This is a genomic window from Pseudoalteromonas issachenkonii (genome assembly GCF_002310795.1).
Taxonomy (GTDB): domain Bacteria; phylum Pseudomonadota; class Gammaproteobacteria; order Enterobacterales; family Alteromonadaceae; genus Pseudoalteromonas; species Pseudoalteromonas tetraodonis.
The window spans coordinates 1,214,816-1,234,207 of sequence record NZ_CP011030.1; the positions used below are offsets into that span (position 1 = coordinate 1,214,816).

11 protein-coding genes and 3 rRNA genes are annotated in these 19,392 nt (G+C 42.6%); 12 read left to right on the plus strand and 2 right to left on the minus strand.

Features of this window, described 5'->3' with window-relative positions; all coding sequences use genetic code 11:
- Positions 1-428: 428 nt before the first annotated feature.
- Positions 429-1,847 (minus strand): alanine/glycine:cation symporter family protein, encoded by a 1,419-nt coding sequence (locus PISS_RS05690; RefSeq protein ID WP_058154409.1) that lies wholly within the window; start codon positions 1,845-1,847, stop codon positions 429-431.
- A 621-nt stretch (positions 1,848-2,468) separates the two neighbouring features.
- Between PISS_RS05690 and PISS_RS05695 the strand changes: the two genes are divergently transcribed.
- The 8 genes from PISS_RS05695 (at position 2,469) to ihfA (ending at position 13,289) form a co-directional block, all read left to right on the plus strand.
- Positions 2,469-4,002, plus strand: a 16S ribosomal RNA gene (locus tag PISS_RS05695).
- Positions 4,003-4,296: 294 nt separating this feature from the next.
- A 23S ribosomal RNA gene (locus PISS_RS05700) occupies positions 4,297-7,183 on the plus strand.
- A 133-nt stretch (positions 7,184-7,316) separates the two neighbouring features.
- Positions 7,317-7,431: ribosomal RNA gene (rrf, locus tag PISS_RS05705) — 5S ribosomal RNA — on the plus strand.
- The 16S, 23S and 5S rRNA genes sit together here, the layout of an rRNA operon.
- 327 nt (positions 7,432-7,758) lie before the next feature.
- On the plus strand, positions 7,759-8,814 hold the full coding sequence (locus tag PISS_RS05710) for a DUF2066 domain-containing protein (protein ID WP_058154410.1): 1,056 nt from the start codon (positions 7,759-7,761) through the stop codon (positions 8,812-8,814).
- Positions 8,814-9,524, plus strand: a complete 711-nt coding sequence (hda, locus tag PISS_RS05715; protein WP_024603126.1) for a DnaA inactivator Hda — start codon at positions 8,814-8,816, stop codon at positions 9,522-9,524. Before PISS_RS05710 ends, hda begins: the two co-directional genes overlap by 1 nt.
- A gap of 82 nt (positions 9,525-9,606) precedes the next feature.
- Positions 9,607-10,587 (plus strand): phenylalanine--tRNA ligase subunit alpha, encoded by a 981-nt coding sequence (gene pheS, locus PISS_RS05720; protein WP_013464600.1) that lies wholly within the window; start codon positions 9,607-9,609, stop codon positions 10,585-10,587.
- A gap of 15 nt (positions 10,588-10,602) precedes the next feature.
- Positions 10,603-12,990 (plus strand): phenylalanine--tRNA ligase subunit beta, encoded by a 2,388-nt coding sequence (gene pheT / locus PISS_RS05725; protein WP_058154411.1) that lies wholly within the window; start codon positions 10,603-10,605, stop codon positions 12,988-12,990.
- A gap of 2 nt (positions 12,991-12,992) precedes the next feature.
- Positions 12,993-13,289, plus strand: coding sequence for an integration host factor subunit alpha (ihfA, locus tag PISS_RS05730; RefSeq protein ID WP_008114070.1), 297 nt, complete (start codon positions 12,993-12,995; stop codon positions 13,287-13,289).
- 41 nt (positions 13,290-13,330) lie between these two features.
- Here ihfA and PISS_RS05735 read toward each other — a convergent pair whose 3' ends face one another.
- The gene (locus PISS_RS05735; protein WP_058154412.1) at positions 13,331-14,128 is read right to left on the minus strand and encodes a DUF2989 domain-containing protein; all 798 of its coding nucleotides are present in this window, start codon (positions 14,126-14,128) and stop codon (positions 13,331-13,333) included.
- 172 nt (positions 14,129-14,300) lie between these two features.
- Between PISS_RS05735 and PISS_RS05740 the strand changes: the two genes are divergently transcribed.
- From PISS_RS05740 to PISS_RS05755, 4 genes are all read left to right on the plus strand, one after another.
- Positions 14,301-15,743 carry a glyceraldehyde-3-phosphate dehydrogenase gene (locus tag PISS_RS05740; protein ID WP_058154413.1) on the plus strand — a complete coding sequence of 481 codons (1,443 nt, stop codon included), beginning with the start codon at positions 14,301-14,303 and terminating at the stop codon, positions 15,741-15,743.
- Between the two features lie 193 nt (positions 15,744-15,936).
- On the plus strand, positions 15,937-17,064 hold the full coding sequence (locus tag PISS_RS05745) for a M14 family metallopeptidase (RefSeq protein WP_013464604.1): 1,128 nt from the start codon (positions 15,937-15,939) through the stop codon (positions 17,062-17,064).
- Positions 17,065-17,439: 375 nt separating this feature from the next.
- Positions 17,440-18,942 (plus strand): alanine/glycine:cation symporter family protein, encoded by a 1,503-nt coding sequence (locus PISS_RS05750; protein ID WP_013464605.1) that lies wholly within the window; start codon positions 17,440-17,442, stop codon positions 18,940-18,942.
- 123 nt (positions 18,943-19,065) lie between these two features.
- Entirely contained in the window at positions 19,066-19,392 is a 327-nt protein-coding gene (locus tag PISS_RS05755; protein ID WP_013464606.1) for a hypothetical protein, read from the plus strand.

Here is a 19,392-nt window from a genome sequence, read left to right on the forward strand (position 1 = left end):
TAAGCGGTCTATTTTGAGGCAGGAAAAACGGGTTGATAGCTAGGCAAAAAATTCGCTATTTAGTTGTTCTAAATGAGAATTTTTTAACACAGATAGCGACACGTTTAGCCCCGCAAAATGATTGAGTATTATTGCGGATTGGTATAATAAGCGCAGTGTTAGTTATTATGGTTATGCAGTAATGTATATAAACCTAAGCAGGGATGTCGTTATAAGCATTCAGACCTACTACATAGGTTATTAAATTTACTTGTAGGATGCTTATAATGTTTGGATAAGGTGAGCTTATAGGTAGGTTGGGCGGCTTTAATAACGTCTATATTCACACTAGTAATTTATCAGTAACTTTTAGATTAAAGTTAAATCAATAAAAAACCCGAAATGACAATGGCCGTTTCGGGTTTTTAACTTGAAGTTATAAAAACTAATTATTTATGCCAAATACCTTTTGGAATAGTTTTATTGAGTTTGTCGTTCTTACTTGGATCAAACGTCGGTAACTTTCCGGCGCGTCGCTGAGTGTTATAATCTTTAGCAAGCCACACGACAACACCTGAGAGCATAAATAATGCGATTACGTTCACTATTGCCATTAAGCCCATAGATACATCAGCTAATGTCCACACTAGTGGTAATTCGCCCAATGCACCAAACATTACCATACCTAACACTAATAACCTGAAGATCAACATGCCAGATGCGTGGTTATGTTCTAAGAATAATAAGTTCGTTTCAGCATACGAGTAGTTAGCCACAATTGATGTAAATGCAAAAAACAAAATAGCGACTGCTACAAATATGGCACCCCAGCTGCCTACATGTTCTTCAAGGGCTGCTTGTGTAAGCGCTATACCCGTTACATCTGAGCCTGGCACTAATTGCTCTGATAATAAAATAAGAGCAGCAGTTGCAGTACAAATAATAATAGTATCTACAAATACACCCAGCATTTGTACATACCCCTGTGAAGCAGGGTGAGGTGGGTTTGGTGTTGCAGTTGCTGCAGCATTCGCAGCACTACCCATACCGGCTTCGTTTGAGAACAAGCCGCGCTTGATCCCTTGGATCATCGCTTGCATTACACCATAACCAATTGCCCCCGCACCCGCTTGCTCAATACCAAAAGCACTTCTGATCACATGCATAAATACATTAGGTAACTCAGTGTAATTTACAGCACATATATAAAGTGCAACCACAAGGTAAGCAGCAGCCATAAATGGAACGGCTAATTCAGCAAATCGAGAAATGGTTTTTAGACCGCCAAATATAATAATACCTGACCCAATAACAAGAGCGATACCGACTATATAGTTAGGTATACCAAAGGCGACTTCAAAAGCCGCAGCAATAGAATTTGACTGTACTGCGTTAAAAACTAAACCAAAGGCTAAAATTAAGCACAATGAAAAGACAACACCCATCCAACGCTTACCAAGTCCGTACTCCATATAATAGGCCGGACCACCACGGAAGTTACCTTCTTCATCTCGTGTTTTATAAGCTTGTGCCAATGTACTTTCAGCAAAGCTAGTAGCCATACCAATTAAAGCAATTAACCACATCCAAAAAATAGCACCTGCGCCACCTAAATAAAGTGCAACGGCAACACCTGCCATATTACCAGTACCAACACGGGCTGCTAAAGATGTACAAAATGCTTGGAAAGAAGAAATGCCGCCGTCAGAGCCTTGACGACTTTGAAACATGACTTTAATCATATGTGGAAACTGTACAAATTGGATAAAACCAAGACGTATTGTAAAAAATAGCCCTGCTGCTATTAATAAGTACACTAAAATATGACCCCATAAGAGACCACTTATACTATTTATTATATCTGTCATGTGCGTTACCTAGTGAACGAGTTGTAAATATCGGGCGCAACTTACCACAAGCACAGTAAATAGTTTAGTAAACAGCGTAAAAAAATGAGTTATCCACAGGGTTTTGTGGGTAACATGTGTGTCTAGGTGGGGTATCTTTGGGGTAAAAATTAAATGCAAAAAAGCCTTTAAAAACGCTTGCGTTAAAATCGATTCTCCCTATAATGCGACCCCACTGAGACGGCAGAGCGCAACGCATAGCGAGGCACGAGCTACTCAGTGAGTCGAGTAAAACTTAGTTTCGAAAACTTTCAAGTTTAACAAAATTAAGTGTTGACAAAAAAATAGGAAAGCGTAATATGCGCAGCCCTAGCGAGATAAAGTTAAGCGCTTTAATCGCAACGTTCTTTAACAATATAAAGCAATCATCTGTGTGGGCACTCGTACAGATTGAGTTCTAACAGCCAAGCTACTTAGGTAGTGAGGCAAACAAATTTAGAGTCTCAATGTGATTTCTCGAAAGAGAAGCTGAGTGACCAACAGAATAGTTACTCAGGTAATTATTCAGCACAGTCAATTCAATATCGAAAGATATTAAATAAATTCAGAATTCATTGAGCTGTCGAAAGACATAAAACTTTTTAATTGAAGAGTTTGATCATGGCTCAGATTGAACGCTGGCGGCAGGCCTAACACATGCAAGTCGAGCGGTAACATTTCTAGCTTGCTAGAAGATGACGAGCGGCGGACGGGTGAGTAATGCTTGGGAACATGCCTTGAGGTGGGGGACAACAGTTGGAAACGACTGCTAATACCGCATAATGTCTACGGACCAAAGGGGGCTTCGGCTCTCGCCTTTAGATTGGCCCAAGTGGGATTAGCTAGTTGGTGAGGTAATGGCTCACCAAGGCGACGATCCCTAGCTGGTTTGAGAGGATGATCAGCCACACTGGGACTGAGACACGGCCCAGACTCCTACGGGAGGCAGCAGTGGGGAATATTGCACAATGGGCGCAAGCCTGATGCAGCCATGCCGCGTGTGTGAAGAAGGCCTTCGGGTTGTAAAGCACTTTCAGTCAGGAGGAAAGGTTAGTAGTTAATACCTGCTAGCTGTGACGTTACTGACAGAAGAAGCACCGGCTAACTCCGTGCCAGCAGCCGCGGTAATACGGAGGGTGCGAGCGTTAATCGGAATTACTGGGCGTAAAGCGTACGCAGGCGGTTTGTTAAGCGAGATGTGAAAGCCCCGGGCTCAACCTGGGAACTGCATTTCGAACTGGCAAACTAGAGTGTGATAGAGGGTGGTAGAATTTCAGGTGTAGCGGTGAAATGCGTAGAGATCTGAAGGAATACCGATGGCGAAGGCAGCCACCTGGGTCAACACTGACGCTCATGTACGAAAGCGTGGGGAGCAAACAGGATTAGATACCCTGGTAGTCCACGCCGTAAACGATGTCTACTAGAAGCTCGGAACCTCGGTTCTGTTTTTCAAAGCTAACGCATTAAGTAGACCGCCTGGGGAGTACGGCCGCAAGGTTAAAACTCAAATGAATTGACGGGGGCCCGCACAAGCGGTGGAGCATGTGGTTTAATTCGATGCAACGCGAAGAACCTTACCTACACTTGACATACAGAGAACTTACCAGAGATGGTTTGGTGCCTTCGGGAACTCTGATACAGGTGCTGCATGGCTGTCGTCAGCTCGTGTTGTGAGATGTTGGGTTAAGTCCCGCAACGAGCGCAACCCCTATCCTTAGTTGCTAGCAGGTAATGCTGAGAACTCTAAGGAGACTGCCGGTGATAAACCGGAGGAAGGTGGGGACGACGTCAAGTCATCATGGCCCTTACGTGTAGGGCTACACACGTGCTACAATGGCGCATACAGAGTGCTGCGAACTCGCGAGAGTAAGCGAATCACTTAAAGTGCGTCGTAGTCCGGATTGGAGTCTGCAACTCGACTCCATGAAGTCGGAATCGCTAGTAATCGCGTATCAGAATGACGCGGTGAATACGTTCCCGGGCCTTGTACACACCGCCCGTCACACCATGGGAGTGGGTTGCTCCAGAAGTAGATAGTCTAACCCTCGGGAGGACGTTTACCACGGAGTGATTCATGACTGGGGTGAAGTCGTAACAAGGTAGCCCTAGGGGAACCTGGGGCTGGATCACCTCCTTATACGATTTAGAACTTATTTGTTCGTAGTGTCCACACAGATGATTGTTAGTTAGTTTGCTCTTTGAGTTTACTAATTAATATGCTCTTTAAAAATTTGGAAAAGCTGATAATAAAATTCGTATGAATACATTGTATTTGTACAGAGTTTTCAAAAGTAAAAAAGAATGATAGCAGTATCATTCAGTGCCATTTAATAAACGTTTAACGTTTGTTGATTGGTATCTACTTTAGTATTCAATATTAACTTCTGGCGAAGTTAAACTGTCACAAAACAAAGACCCGTTTGGGTTGTATGGTTAAGTGACTAAGCGTACACGGTGGATGCCTTGGCAGTTGGAGGCGATGAAGGACGTATTAACTTGCGATAAGCCTAGTCAAGCTAGTAAAAAGCACTTGAGACTAGGATTTCCGAATGGGGAAACCCACCTGCTTGCAGGTATCGTTAACTGAATACATAGGTTAACGAGGCGAACGCGGAGAACTGAAACATCTAAGTACCCGTAGGAAAAGAAATCAACCGAGATTCCGATAGTAGCGGCGAGCGAAATCGGAACAGCCCTTAAGCTTATTATGTGTTAATGGAAGGCTCTGGAAAGTGCCACGATACAGGGTGATAGTCCCGTACATGAAAACGCATTTTAAGTGAAATCGAGTAGGTCGGAGCACGTGAAACTTTGACTGAATATAGGTGGACCATCATCTAAGGCTAAATACTCCCAACTGACCGATAGTGAACCAGTACCGTGAGGGAAAGGCGAAAAGAACCCCTGTGAGGGGAGTGAAATAGAACCTGAAACCGTGTACGTACAAGCAGTAGGAGCCCACTTGTTGGGTGACTGCGTACCTTTTGTATAATGGGTCAGCGACTTATATTTTGTAGCGAGGTTAACCGATTAGGGTAGCCGTAGGGAAACCGAGTCTTAACTGGGCGAATAGTTGCAAGGTATAGACCCGAAACCCGGTGATCTAGCCATGGGCAGGTTGAAGGTTGAGTAACATCAACTGGAGGACCGAACCCACTAACGTTGAAAAGTTAGGGGATGACCTGTGGTTAGGAGTGAAAGGCTAATCAAACCGGGAGATAGCTGGTTCTCCCCGAAATCTATTTAGGTAGAGCCTCGGACGAATACTTACGGGGGTAGAGCACTGTTAAGGCTAGGGGGTCATCCCGACTTACCAACCCTTTGCAAACTCCGAATACCGTAAAGTAATATCCGGGAGACACACGGCGGGTGCTAACGTCCGTCGTGAAGAGGGAAACAACCCAGACCGCCAGCTAAGGTCCCAAAGTCATAGTTAAGTGGGAAACGATGTGGAAAGGCCCAGACAGCCAGGAGGTTGGCTTAGAAGCAGCCATCCTTTAAAGAAAGCGTAATAGCTCACTGGTCGAGTCGGTCTGCGCGGAAGATGTAACGGGGCTAAACTATGCACCGAAGCTGCGGATTCAGAATTTATTCTGAGTGGTAGGGGAGCGTTCTGTAAGCGGTTGAAGGTGTACCGGGAGGTATGCTGGACGTATCAGAAGTGCGAATGCTGACATGAGTAACGATAATGCGGGTGAAAAACCCGCACGCCGGAAGACCAAGGGTTCCTATCCCATGTTAATCAGGGTAGGGTAAGTCGACCCCTAAGGCGAGGCCGAAAGGCGTAGTCGATGGGAAACGGATTAATATTTCCGTACTTGGTATAATTGCGATGGGGGGACGGAGCAGGCTAAGCAAGCATGGCGATGGTAGTCCATGTGAAAGTGTGTAGGCTAGCGACTTAGGTAAATCCGGGTTGCTGTTAGGCTGAGACACGAGACGAGTCACCAAGGTGATGAAGTTGCTGATGCCATACTTCCAGGAAAAGCCTCTAAGCTTCAGATTATACCGAATCGTACCCCAAACCGACACAGGTGGTCAGGTAGAGAATACTAAGGCGCTTGAGAGAACTCGGGTGAAGGAACTAGGCAAAATCGTACCGTAACTTCGGGAGAAGGTACGCTCCGATTGGTGATGGGACTTGCTCCCTAAGCTGATTGGAGCCGCAGTGACCAGGTGGCTGGGACTGTTTATTAAAAACACAGCACTGTGCAAAATCGCAAGATGACGTATACGGTGTGACACCTGCCCGGTGCCGGAAGGTTAATTGATGGGGTTATCTTCGGAGAAGCTCTTGATCGAAGCCCCGGTAAACGGCGGCCGTAACTATAACGGTCCTAAGGTAGCGAAATTCCTTGTCGGGTAAGTTCCGACCTGCACGAATGGTGTAACCATGGCCACGCTGTCTCCACCCGAGACTCAGTGAAATTGAAATCGCAGTGAAGATGCTGTGTACCCGCGGCTAGACGGAAAGACCCCGTGAACCTTTACTACAGCTTGGCACTGAACATTGAACCTACATGTGTAGGATAGGTGGGAGACTTAGAAGCAGAGACGCTAGTTTTTGTGGAGTCGTCCTTGAAATACCACCCTTGTAGTTTTGATGTTCTAACGTTGGCCCCTGAATCGGGGTTACGGACAGTGCCTGGTGGGTAGTTTGACTGGGGCGGTCTCCTCCCAAAGAGTAACGGAGGAGCACGAAGGTTGGCTAAGTACGGTCGGACATCGTACGGTTAGTGTAATGGTAGAAGCCAGCTTAACTGCGAGACAGACACGTCGAGCAGGTACGAAAGTAGGTCATAGTGATCCGGTGGTTCTGAATGGAAGGGCCATCGCTCAACGGATAAAAGGTACTCCGGGGATAACAGGCTGATACCGCCCAAGAGTTCATATCGACGGCGGTGTTTGGCACCTCGATGTCGGCTCATCACATCCTGGGGCTGAAGTCGGTCCCAAGGGTATGGCTGTTCGCCATTTAAAGTGGTACGCGAGCTGGGTTTAGAACGTCGTGAGACAGTTCGGTCCCTATCTGCCGTGGGCGTTTGAGAATTGAGAGGGGTTGCTCCTAGTACGAGAGGACCGGAGTGAACGAACCGCTGGTGTTCGGGTTGTCATGCCAATGGCATTGCCCGGTAGCTACGTTCGGAACTGATAAGCGCTGAAAGCATCTAAGCGCGAAGCAGGCCTCGAGATGAGTTCTCACTAGACTTTTAAAGTCTCTGAAGGGCCGTTGAAGACTACAACGTTGATAGGCAAGATGTGGAAGTGGTGTGAGCCATTAAGCTAACTTGTACTAATTACCCGTGAGGCTTAACCATACAACGCCAAACGCGTTTTATGTGATAGTTTAAGCGCAGAAGTTAATATAACTAAAGTAGATTTACGATACTCTTTATTATCAGAATTCCAAATTTTAGTAAGCTTGATTAAATCGAACTTACACCAAATTTGCTTGGTGACAATAGCGTTTTGGACCCACCTGACCCCATGCCGAACTCAGTAGTGAAACGAAACAGCGCCGATGATAGTGTAGCATTTGCTATGTGAAAGTAGGACATTACCAGGCTCCAAATACAAGAAAGCCCGATTCGAAAGAGTCGGGCTTTTTTACGTCTGCAGAAAAGTGAAAATGCAGATGCAAGATAAAAGGTAACAGGTTAAAGGAAGAGAATTGATCAGAGACTAATGCCTACTCCATGCATCGGTTATGCATTCTCTATCGTTGTCGGCACCATGATATTCTACTGCCTTATAGCTACGAAGTAGCGCAGCGACTCTTAATACAAGAAAGTTCGACTTAATCAGCAGCTTTAGTCACTGTAAAAATATAATTTTGCTTTGTTAGTGGCTTTGATTTAGGATCAAAACAGTTTAAACCAATATTGATTTGCCTGTGTATAGATTATTAATTAGCGCCTTATCCATTTTCTTTTGTATTTCTGTATCTGCAGTTGAAGTAACTGATCTATATCAAGATATTTTGGTTGTAGAAGATAAATCTCGTGATGCGCGTTTAGACGCTAGTCGCAAAGCGCTTCTTAACGTACTAGTAAAAGTGAGTGGTGATAAAAGTGCAGATGAAAATCAGATAGCACAGCAACGCACCAAAGATATATCTGATTATATGCTTAAATTTGAATACGATGAGCGTATTCCCGGAACGCTTAAGTTACTAGTTAAATTTGAAGCGCGAAAGATCAATGCACTAATAAAGGATCTTAATTTGCCGTTGTGGGGAGCTCAACGCCCACTGGTTGCTATCTGGTTAGGCATTGAAGATAACAGGCAGCGAGAGCTGGTTACTCAAGAGAGTTATCCTCAGTTAGAGCAACTGATTTACGACAAAGCAAGCCGCCGCGGTTTACCGGTTGTTGTGCCTTTACTCGATTTACAAGACAGACGGCTTGTTGGTGTCCCTGAAGTTTGGGGAAATTTTTCTGGGCCTGTAGAAGAGGCATCTAAACGCTACAGTGCTGAGCGAAGTATTACTGCTAGAATGTATCAAGCGTTTAACTCTGATAATTGGGTACTAGATTGGCGCTTTACAAATGATGAAATGTTTGAATCTAACCGTATCACTGGCTATAGACAGCAAATTGTTGCGCAAATGATTGATGATTTAGCACAAGGTTTAGCTGGTGAATATGCGATTGATCCTAATGCTTATTATGAGCAGCGTACTGCCAATTTAACTTTAAAAGGGACTGAGAGCTTTGTTGATATTGAATTGGCTAAGCGCCGCTTAATGAATTTAAGCGTAGTAACTCAAGCTGTTATTTTACGCAAAACACCCGATTCGGTTGAGTTTGAGCTTCATCATACGGGGACTGTGAGTGACCTTAAAAAAGCCCTTGGCCTGGATAACGCCTTTAAAGACTATGTTGATCCTCGTGCTTTTTATCACATAGTTGATGAGCAAAGCCTAGAGTATCAATGGGTTGTAAATTAATGCTAACTCAAGAGCCAATACAAATGGCATTGCCGGTTACTTTACCGGACGATGAAACATTTGCATCCTACTTTGGCGGTGAAGACTCACTCGAGGTAAATCATCTCAAAGATAGCTTTTCTAAGCTTGCTCACTCTTTTCAGTATACCTATTTGTGTGGCTTAGGAGATTCTGGTAAATCTCACTTACTATATGCCACTTGTATTCAGGCACAAGAGCGTGGCTTATCTAATATGCTGCTTTCCATGCGCGAGGTCATTCATTTTGGACCAATGGTTTTAGATGGGCTTGAAGCATTGGATGTATTGTGTATTGATGATGTGCACTTGGTAGCAGGCAATGATGCATGGGAAAAAGCGTTATTTAACTTTTTTAATCGCTTTAATGAGCCCAATAAAATGCTGGTAGTGACTGCCGATTTACTGCCTAACATGCTTAATATTAGCTTGCCCGACTTAGAATCCCGTTTAAAGTGGGGCACTACGTTTCAAATTCGTTCTATGAGTGACGATGATAAAGCACAGGCGCTGGTTAAGCGTGCAAATATGCGTGGGCTTGAACTGAGCGATGAATGTGCGCGATTTTTATTAACGCGTTTGAGTCGTGATATGCGTGCTTTATTGGATGTATTAGACAAATTAGATCACGCATCCATGGCTGCACAACGAAAATTGACTATTCCTTTTATAAAATCAACGCTAAAGCTGTAGTAGGTCTAGAATCTAGACCCTGCTTTCAGTTATCATTAGCTAACTAAATTGTAATCACCTTCTGTGAAAGATCAGGTATCGAATGAACTTAGAAAACATATTAGCGCAAGCACTTGAGGCGGTAGCCAGTGCCAGTGAAATCGCGCAGCTAGAAGAGATCAGGGTTAACTATCTTGGTAAAAAAGGCGAAATTACCAGCTTACTTAAAACGTTAGGTAAAATTGCCCCTGAAGAACGTAAAGAAGCAGGCCAAGTAATTAACCAAGCTAAGCAAGACGTGCAAGTTGCGATTAATGACAAGCGTGAATTGTTAGCAAGTAAAGCATTAGAAGAAAAACTAGCAGCAGAAACAATCGATGTAACTTTACCTGGGCGTGTTATGCCATCGGGTGGTTTGCACCCAGTAACTCGCACCATTGAGCGTATTGAAAGCTTCTTTGGTGAACTTGGCTTTGCTGTTAAATCAGGCCCTGAAGTTGAAGATGATTTTCATAACTTTGATGCGTTAAATATACCAGAGCATCACCCAGCTCGCGCCGATCACGATACCTTTTACTTTAATCCTAAGCTGGTTTTACGTACTCAAACCAGTGGTGTACAAATTCGTACTATGGAAACTGAGCAACCGCCACTGCGTATTATTTCGCCAGGGCGTGTATACCGTAATGACTACGACCAAACACATACGCCTATGTTCCATCAGGTGGAAGGGTTGATGGTTGATACTGATGTAAGCTTCACTGAGCTTAAAGGTATTTTACATGACTTTTTACGTAACTTTTTTGAAGAAGACATGGAAATTCGTTTTCGTCCTTCATTCTTCCCGTTTACAGAGCCTTCAGCCGAAGTGGACGTGATGGGTAAAGACGGTAAATGGTTAGAAGTATTAGGCTGCGGCATGGTTCATCCTAACGTACTTAAGTCTGTAGGCATCGATCCTGAAAAATACACAGGTTTCGCTTTTGGTATGGGTGTTGAGCGCTTAACCATGTTGCGTTACGGCGTAAACGATTTACGTGCGTTTTTCGAAAATGACTTAAAATTCCTAAACCAGTTCCGTTAAGAGTGAAGAGATAAAATGAAATTTAGTGAAAAGTGGTTAAGAGAGTGGGTAAATCCTGCAATTGATACGCAAGCTCTTTCGGAACAGCTTTCAATGGCTGGTTTAGAAGTAGATGGCGTTGAGCCGGCAGCAGCCAAATTTAATGGCGTTGTGGTAGGTGAAGTGGTTGAGTGTGGCCAACACCCTGATGCAGATAAACTACGTGTAACAAAAATTAATGTTGGTGGTGATGAACTGCTTGATATTGTTTGTGGTGCACCAAATTGCCGCCAAGGTACTAAAGTTGCAGTTGCCACTGTTGGCGCAGTGTTACCAGGCGATTTCAAAATTAAAAAAGCCAAACTTCGTGGTCAGCCTTCACACGGCATGTTATGTGCGTTTGATGAGCTAGGTATTAGTGAAGAAGGCGATGGCATTATGGAATTGCCACTTGATGCGCCTATTGGTGCCGATTTACGCGAATATTTAGCGCTTGATGACAACATTATTGACGTAGATTTAACACCTAACCGTGGCGACTGTTTAGGTATTAAAGGGCTTGCCCGCGAAGTCGGCGTACTTAACAGTATTGATGTAAATACATTAAGCATTCCAGCGGTAACCCCGACAATTGAAGACAAAGTATCTATTGAGTTGGTTAACGATGATGCCTGTCCTCGCTATTTAGGGCGTGTTATTAAGGGCATTAACCTAGACGCTGAGACGCCATTATGGATGGTTGAAAAGCTACGTCGTAGTGGTGTACGTTCAATCGATCCGGTTGTTGATGTGACTAACTTTGTATTATTAGAGCTTGGCCACCCAATGCATGCATTTGATTTAAATGCGATTGATGGTGGAATTAAAGTACGTAGTGCAACCCCAGGTGAAGAGCTGGTTTTATTAGACGGTAATACGGCTAAATTAAATGAATCGACATTAGTGATTGCCGATCATCATAAAGCGCTAGCAATTGCTGGTATTTTTGGCGGTGAGCAATCGGGTGTTACTGAAAAAACAACTGATATTTTACTAGAAAGTGCATTCTTCAACCCAGTGGCTATTGCAGGACAAGCACGCAGCTATGGTTTGCACACTGATGCATCTCATCGCTATGAGCGTGGCGTCGACTTTGCACTACAACACGATGCCATGGAGCGCGCTACAGCGTTACTTCTGGAGATTGTAGGTGGTAACGCAGGTCCAATCGTTGAAGCTGTTGCTGCAGATAAACTACCAAAAGTAACTGAAGTGCGTTTACGTCGTTCACGTTTAGACCGTGTTATTGGTCATCACATTGACGATGCTAAAGTAACCGATATACTTACGCGTTTAGGTCTTGATGTTAAATTTGACAATGATAGCTGGAGCGCTGATGTACCAAGCTACCGTTTTGATATTCGTATTGAAGAAGATTTAATTGAAGAAGTAGCACGTGTATACGGTTATAACAGTATTCCTAATGTGGCACCAACTGCAAAACTTAAAATGACCACACATGATGAGTCAACTGTTGCACTGAGCCGTTTTCGTAATGCGCTAGTAACCCGTGGCTATCAAGAAGCCATTACTTACAGTTTTGTTGATCCTAAAGCGCAAGCTATTTTACACCCTGAGTGTAATGCATTGGTATTGCCGCACCCAATTTCAATTGAAATGTCAGCGATGCGTGTAAGTTTAATGCCTGGCTTATTAGCATCTGTTGCCTATAACCAAAACCGCCAGCAACCACGTATTCGCTTATTTGAACATGGCCTTAAATTTATCAGCGATGAAAGCGCAGAAAATGGCGTTTACCAAGTGCCGGTTATTGGTGGTGTTATTACTGGGCTTGTGCATGGCGAGCATTGGGTTGAAGAAAAACGTAACGTTGATTTTTACGACCTAAAAGGGGATGTTGAAGCATTACTTGCTATTACCAATGATGTTAGCCGCTTTGAAATTAAAGCCGAGCAATCAGATGGCCTTCATCCTGGTCAATCAGCTGTTATTTATGTTGATGGCAAAAAAGTAGGTTTCTTTGGTGCATTACACCCTCAGGCGCAAAAATCGTTAGATATCAATAACGCTACTTTTGTGTTTGAAATTGAAATGTCAGCATTAGAAAAAAGAAATTTACCGCAGGCTGTTGGGGTGTCTAAATTCCCATCAAATCGCCGCGACATCGCTATTTTAGTACAAGACAGCGTTAAAATAGGTGATATTTTAAACGTCATCGGAAAAGTTGGCGGAAATCAATTGGTTGACCTAAACTTATTCGATGTGTATAAGGGCAAAGGTATTGAGCCAAATTATAAGAGTTTGGCGATTGCTCTAACACTGCAAGCGGTTGATAGAACACTCGAAGAGAAAGATATCAATCAGGTAGTTGATAACGTGGTGGCCGCACTGGCCGAAAAGTTTAATGCATCGTTGAGGGACTAGATATGGCGCTTACTAAAGCCGACATAGCTGAACACCTATTTGAAAAGCTCGGGATCAATAAAAAAGATGCCAAAGATTTAGTTGAAGCGTTTTTTGAAGAAATCCGCTCAGCGCTTGAAAAAGGCGAGCAGATTAAGCTCTCTGGATTTGGTAACTTTGATCTTCGAGATAAGAAAGAAAGGCCGGGACGTAATCCGAAAACGGGAGAAGATATCCCAATTTCAGCACGTCGCGTAGTTACCTTTAGACCGGGGCAAAAGTTAAAAACCCGTGTCGAAGTAGGCACTAGCAAAAAATAAACAAAAAGGCAGCGTAAGCTGCCTTTTTTGTATCTGTTTTATTATTTCCGGGGGGAAATAAACGTTCCTTGATCTATTTGCTGCAAAGTCTGCTCGGCTAACCTATCTAAACTCTCTAAATTCTTTCCTTGTGCTATTAACTGCTGCTCAATTAACAGTATATCAATATGTTCAATACCAGAAAGCTGAGCTATTTTGGCAAAAATATAAGCATGTTTATATTGTTGATGTTTATAAAACAGGCTGATCAAAGACATATATATTTCAGGGTTCGGTTCATGCTTGGCTTTATTCAGTGCTAGCGTGTTGTATAAAAAATTAATCGCTTTTTCTTCATCAACTTTAATGTAATAAGACGCCAAGTAAAATTGCATCTCAGCACTTTGTTCAACTTCTGCAGTATGTTCTAAAGCGAGCAAACGTGTTAATGCACTTTCGTCATTGTTTCTTGACCAATGATAATAAAGCAAGCCCGGGTGGCTGGTGTGTTTTGTCTGTTGATAAATCCGCGCTATTTCCCTCATGCTCGTTAAGTGGGCACGTCGGCGAGCCGTGGTTTTGCTTTTTAGTTTTATGTGCTGAATGTTGGCTGCCAAAGCAATACATTGATTGTAATGCTCAAACGCTTTAAGTAATTGATATTTGCGTTCATCGGTTGGTTGTAAAGATTCAAGGTGACGAGAAACAATAGTACGTTCTCGCTGCGCTTTACAGTGACTATCTTGGTTAAGATCATTACACATGGCCGGCGATTGAACGCAAATATCTTCAACGGTTAAAGATTCTTCACAGCCTGTAAGCAACATTGCAAAGGCGAGGATTATGCGCTTAAAAGCCATCCGAGTCTCTCAATTATCAATAAAGTATTATTCTAGCCTAAACTTTAGTCTCTAACAGTAGAGAATAAAATGAGATTAAATTAGAATAGGCCTGCCCGAAGGAATGCGTTGCTCTCAAAATTCGATGCATTCTTAGGCTATCCGTTCAAAATTGTTTAATTAGGTAAAAAAAATGACCTCATCTCACGAGTTAGAATACACAAGTAGCTGGCAAGAACGTCAAGATTACGCAGAAAGCATGCAGCCTATTATTGGTAAATTGTACCGTAATCGTGGTATCGAAATCGCTGTTTACGGCCGTCCATTAGTAAATTCAAGCACTATTGATATTATCAAGTCTCACAAATCAGTAGCTCAATTTGAAGGGACTAAACTGCGCCTACGTGAAAGCTTCCCATTCTTAGAAGCTATCAGCAAAATGGAATTAAATTCTGCCCGTATCGATATTGGTAAATTAGCATACAGCTATTTATACACAGATGCAGCGAATGGTCGTTCAGTAGAAGAGTTTGTTAAAGATGAACTTGCTGAAATTGTTAACTCTAAACCAAAAGCACCACGTGACGTTGTACTTTATGGTTTTGGTCGTATCGGTCGCTTATTAGCGCGTTTATTAATTGAAAAATCAGGCCCGTATGCCGATTTAAACCTTCGCGCTATTGTTGTGCGTGGCGGTAAAGATGGCGATTTAGAGAAACGTGCAAGCTTATTACGTCGTGACTCTATCCATGGTCCATTTAATGGTTCTATCACTATCGATAAAGAGCGTAATGCAATTAAAGCGAACGGTAGCTACATTCAAGTTATCTACGCTAACTCGCCAAGTGAAGTTGATTACAGCGCCTACGGCATCGAAAACGCATTAGTCGTTGATAACACAGGTATCTGGAAAGATGAAGCCGGCCTTGGTCAGCATTTAGAATCTAAAGGGGCTGCAAAAGTATTATTAACAGCGCCTGCTAAAGGTAATATTAAAAATATCGTTTACGGTGTAAACAACCAAGATATTTTACCGGAAGACAAAATTGTCTGTGCAGCAAGCTGTACAACCAATGCGATTACGCCAACACTTAAAGCATTAAACGATCAGTTTGGTATTAAGAATGGTCACGTTGAAACGGTTCACTCGTACACTAATGACCAAAACTTAATTGATAACTACCACAAAGCGGAACGTCGTGGTCGTGCTGCGGCGCTAAACATGGTTATCACTGAAACAGGTGCTGCGAAAGCGGTTTCTAAAGCATTACCAGAGCTTGAAGGTAAACTAACAGGTAACGCAATCCGTGTACCCACACCAAACGTATCGTTAGCTATCTTAAACTTGAACCTTGAAAAGAGTACAACGGTTGAAGAGCTTAATGCGTTTTTACGTGAAACAGCACTTCACTCAGACCTACGTGATCAAATTGATTACACAGCATCAACTGAAATCGTCTCTACCGATTTAGTGGGTAGCCGTTACGCAGGTGTTGTTGATTCTCAAGCAACGATTGTTGATGATAACCGCGTAGTACTTTACGTATGGTACGACAATGAGTTTGGTTATAGCTGTCAGGTAGTTCGCTGTATGCGCGACATGGCAGAAGTCTCATTCCCAAGTTTACCTCGATAAACATATGAGCAATTAAGAAAAGCCAGCACTTGCTGGCTTTTTTAGGCCTGAAGATTTTTAAAGTGAAGCGGTTATGGTACGCTTTATTAAATTGGGTACGCGTTTATACACTTTTAAAGTGCAGTGACACGTATTTACCTCTTGGCTAAATGCCTTAGTCAAAGACACACAGTTAACTAATAGGTTTGTTGTAATGAAAATCAGTAGCAATTTCGACAGTGGTAATATTAAAGTTATTGAAGCCACCGATCCGTTAAATATTCAGCTAGAAATTAATAAAGATCACCAGTCTGAGTTTTATCAGTGGTTTCACTTTCGCCTTGAAACAACGCCTTATCAACTTCATCAGTTAAATATTAATAATCTTGATAAGTCTGCATACCCTGATGGTTGGGTAGACTACCAAGCTGTCGCTTCATACGACCGTCAAACATGGTTCCGTGTACCGTCTTCGTATGAAAATGGCACATTAACATTTGAGCTTGAGCCTGAGTGCAGCAGCGTTTACTTCGCCTACTTTGCTCCTTACAGCTACGATCGTCATTTAGACTTATTAGCATGGGCACAAAGCCAAGAAATTTGCCAACTAGAAACACTAGGCCAAACACTTGATGGGCGTGACATGAGCGTGCTTAAAATTGGTCAGCCAAGCGCCGATAAAAAAGTAATTTGGATCACTGCTCGTCAACACCCAGGTGAAACAATGGCAGAGTGGTTTGTAGAAGGCTTAGTACACAAGCTACTTGATGATGAAGACCCTCATGCAGCAGCGTTACTATCAAAAGCGGTATTTTATATCGTGCCAAACATGAATCCAGATGGCAGTGCACGCGGTCACCTACGCACTAACGCTAAAGGGGTTAACTTAAACCGTGAATGGCAAACACCCAGCATGGAAAACAGCCCAGAAGTTTACTTAGTGCTTAATAAAATGCGCGAAGCCGGCTTAGACATGCACCTAGACATTCATGGTGATGAAGCCATTCCATATAATTTTGTTGCCGGTAGCGAAGGCATACCAAGCTATGATGCACGCCTAAAAGGCTTAGAGGATAGCTTTAAGGCCGCGCTTTTAACTATTACTCCAGAGTTTCAAGATACGCATGGCTACGATAAAGACGAACCAGGTCAAGCTAACCTAACAGTAGGTTCATCAGCGACAGCAGAAGAATTTAAAGCACTAACTTACACAGTTGAAATGCCATTTAAAGATAATAATGACTTACCCGATCCAGATTATGGTTGGTCAGATCGTCGTTCATATCAATTTGGTCAAGATACTTTAGCAGCCATTGTTAATGTTGTAGACAACTTAAGATAAAACGTTTGTTTCAAAGGGTATCAATAAATATTGATACCCTTTTTACTTTTAGCTAAACCAACCGTACCAAAAAATAAGAATCATTTACCCACCACAGCACTAAAACGTTTCAATACACCTTCTCGACAGATTTAATACCATATAGTCTAAATCAATTTGCACTTAGTTAAACGTTGATCTGGAAGGCTCAATATAAATAAACAATAAGTTGTTTTGAAAATTAACTGTTAACAAGGTTGGTCACTTAAGTTAATATCGATTGAACAATAAGAAAAACGGAAAAGATTAACCCCTTATTTCGTAAAGCTTATGACAGGTATTCTGAGTAGCAGAGTATGGTAATTAATAATAATAAATATAACTGTGAGGATGTTCATGGAAGCTTTTGTAAGCGCCGTTAATGATGTTGTTTGGAGTGATGCACTCATCTATTTATGCCTAGGCGCAGGTTTATTTTACTCCGTACTAACTCGATTTGCTCAAGTTAGACATTTTAAAGAAATGTGTAAGCTATTATTTAGCCCTAACACCTCAGAAAAAGGAATTTCATCTTTTCAAGCTCTTGCTGTTTCATTATCTGGCCGAGTAGGGGTTGGTAATATTGCCGGTGTGGCAGCCGCAATTGGTTTTGGAGGCCCTGGCGCTATTTTCTGGATGTGGGTTGTTGCTTTTTTAGGTGCAAGTACTGCATACGCGGAGTCAACATTAGGTCAAATTTATAAGTTAGAAGAAGACGGCCAATACCGCGGTGGTCCAGCGTATTATTTTGATCGTTGTTTAGGGCAAAAGTGGCTGGCTGTATTATTTGCTGTGTCGGCAATTATAGCATGTGGGGTTTTCCTGCCGGGCGTGCAAGCAAATGCTGTGGGCAACGCATTCACTCAAGTATTTGGCAATGGCACTATGGTGTCTACAAGTTTTGGTGACGTAGGTAGTTTTAAACTGGTTGCGTTGGCCATTATTCTAATCGTTTTAGCGTTTATTATCTTTGGTGGTATAAAGCGCATTGCTAATTTTACGCAAATTGTAGTGCCATTTATGGCGCTTGGTTACATCGTATTGGCCTTAATTATCGTATTTTTAAATATAGACAAAGTCCCGGGTATTTTCTCGCTCATTATTGGTGATGCATTTACAGCCCAAGCAGGTTTTGGTGCTGCAATTGGCTGGGGTGTTAAGCGTGGAATATACTCTAATGAAGCCGGCCAAGGTACAGGTCCTCATGCTGCTGCTGCGGCAGAAGTTGATCACCCTGCACAGCAAGGTTTAGTGCAAGCTTTTTCTGTTTATGTTGATACACTTTTTGTATGTACAGCAACGGCATTAATGATTTTAATGACGCAGCAATACAATGTAGTCGGTACTTTGCCAGAAGGGCAATTCATTATACAAAATGTGGATGCGGCAACTGAAGTGGGATCAGCAGCATTCACCCAAATGGCGTTGTTTAGTGTATTTGGTAGCTTTGGAGAAGCGTTTGTAGGTATCGCTTTATTCTTCTTTGCTTTTACCACCATACTGGCTTATTACTTCATTGCTGAGACAAATATCGCGTACTTAAATCGCTACTTTAAAGGAAGTATTCCGCTTGTAGTGGTAAAACTTATGATTATGTTTATGGTAGCCTACGGCATGGTTAACAGTTCCGGTTATATTTGGACTATTGGCGACATAGGCGTTGGCTTAATGGCGTGGATCAACATATTGGGTATATTAGCCATTTTCTTTGTCGCTAAACCGGCCTTAACATGTTTGAGTGATTATGAAGACCAGAAGAAAAAAGGTGGCCAAATCACATTTGATCCCGTTAAGTTAGGGATTAAAAACGCCACCTTCTGGGAAAAACGTCTTGAAAAGCAATCTAAAGACGCTGAATAAACAGATCCCAATAACCTAATATCATCTATTGGGTTAAATTCAAAAAAGACAAAGAGCAATAAAACAAGTACAATGAAAAGCGCCGAAAGGCGCTTTTTTTATGCGTAGTATGGAGAGAGATGTATGGCGATTATTCGTTGCCCCAAATGTGCAAAATCAATTTCAGATAAACATTCGCAGTGTCCACATTGCCAAAGTAACGTTGCTGAATTAAATGCCGAGCAAGTTCAACAACTTCAACGTGAGCAGCGAATTAAAAAGCAGCAAATGTTTATGAACCACTCCTTTTTAGCGCTGATCTTATTTTTAGGTGGCTTCTTTTGTTTGTACTTCCTACAACCTCAAGAAAAAACACTTCAGTGGTATGCGTATACCTCGGCCATTGGCATTGGCTGTATTTGGTACCTTATTAACCGTATTATTTTAGTGACTCTGAAAAAGAAAAAATGA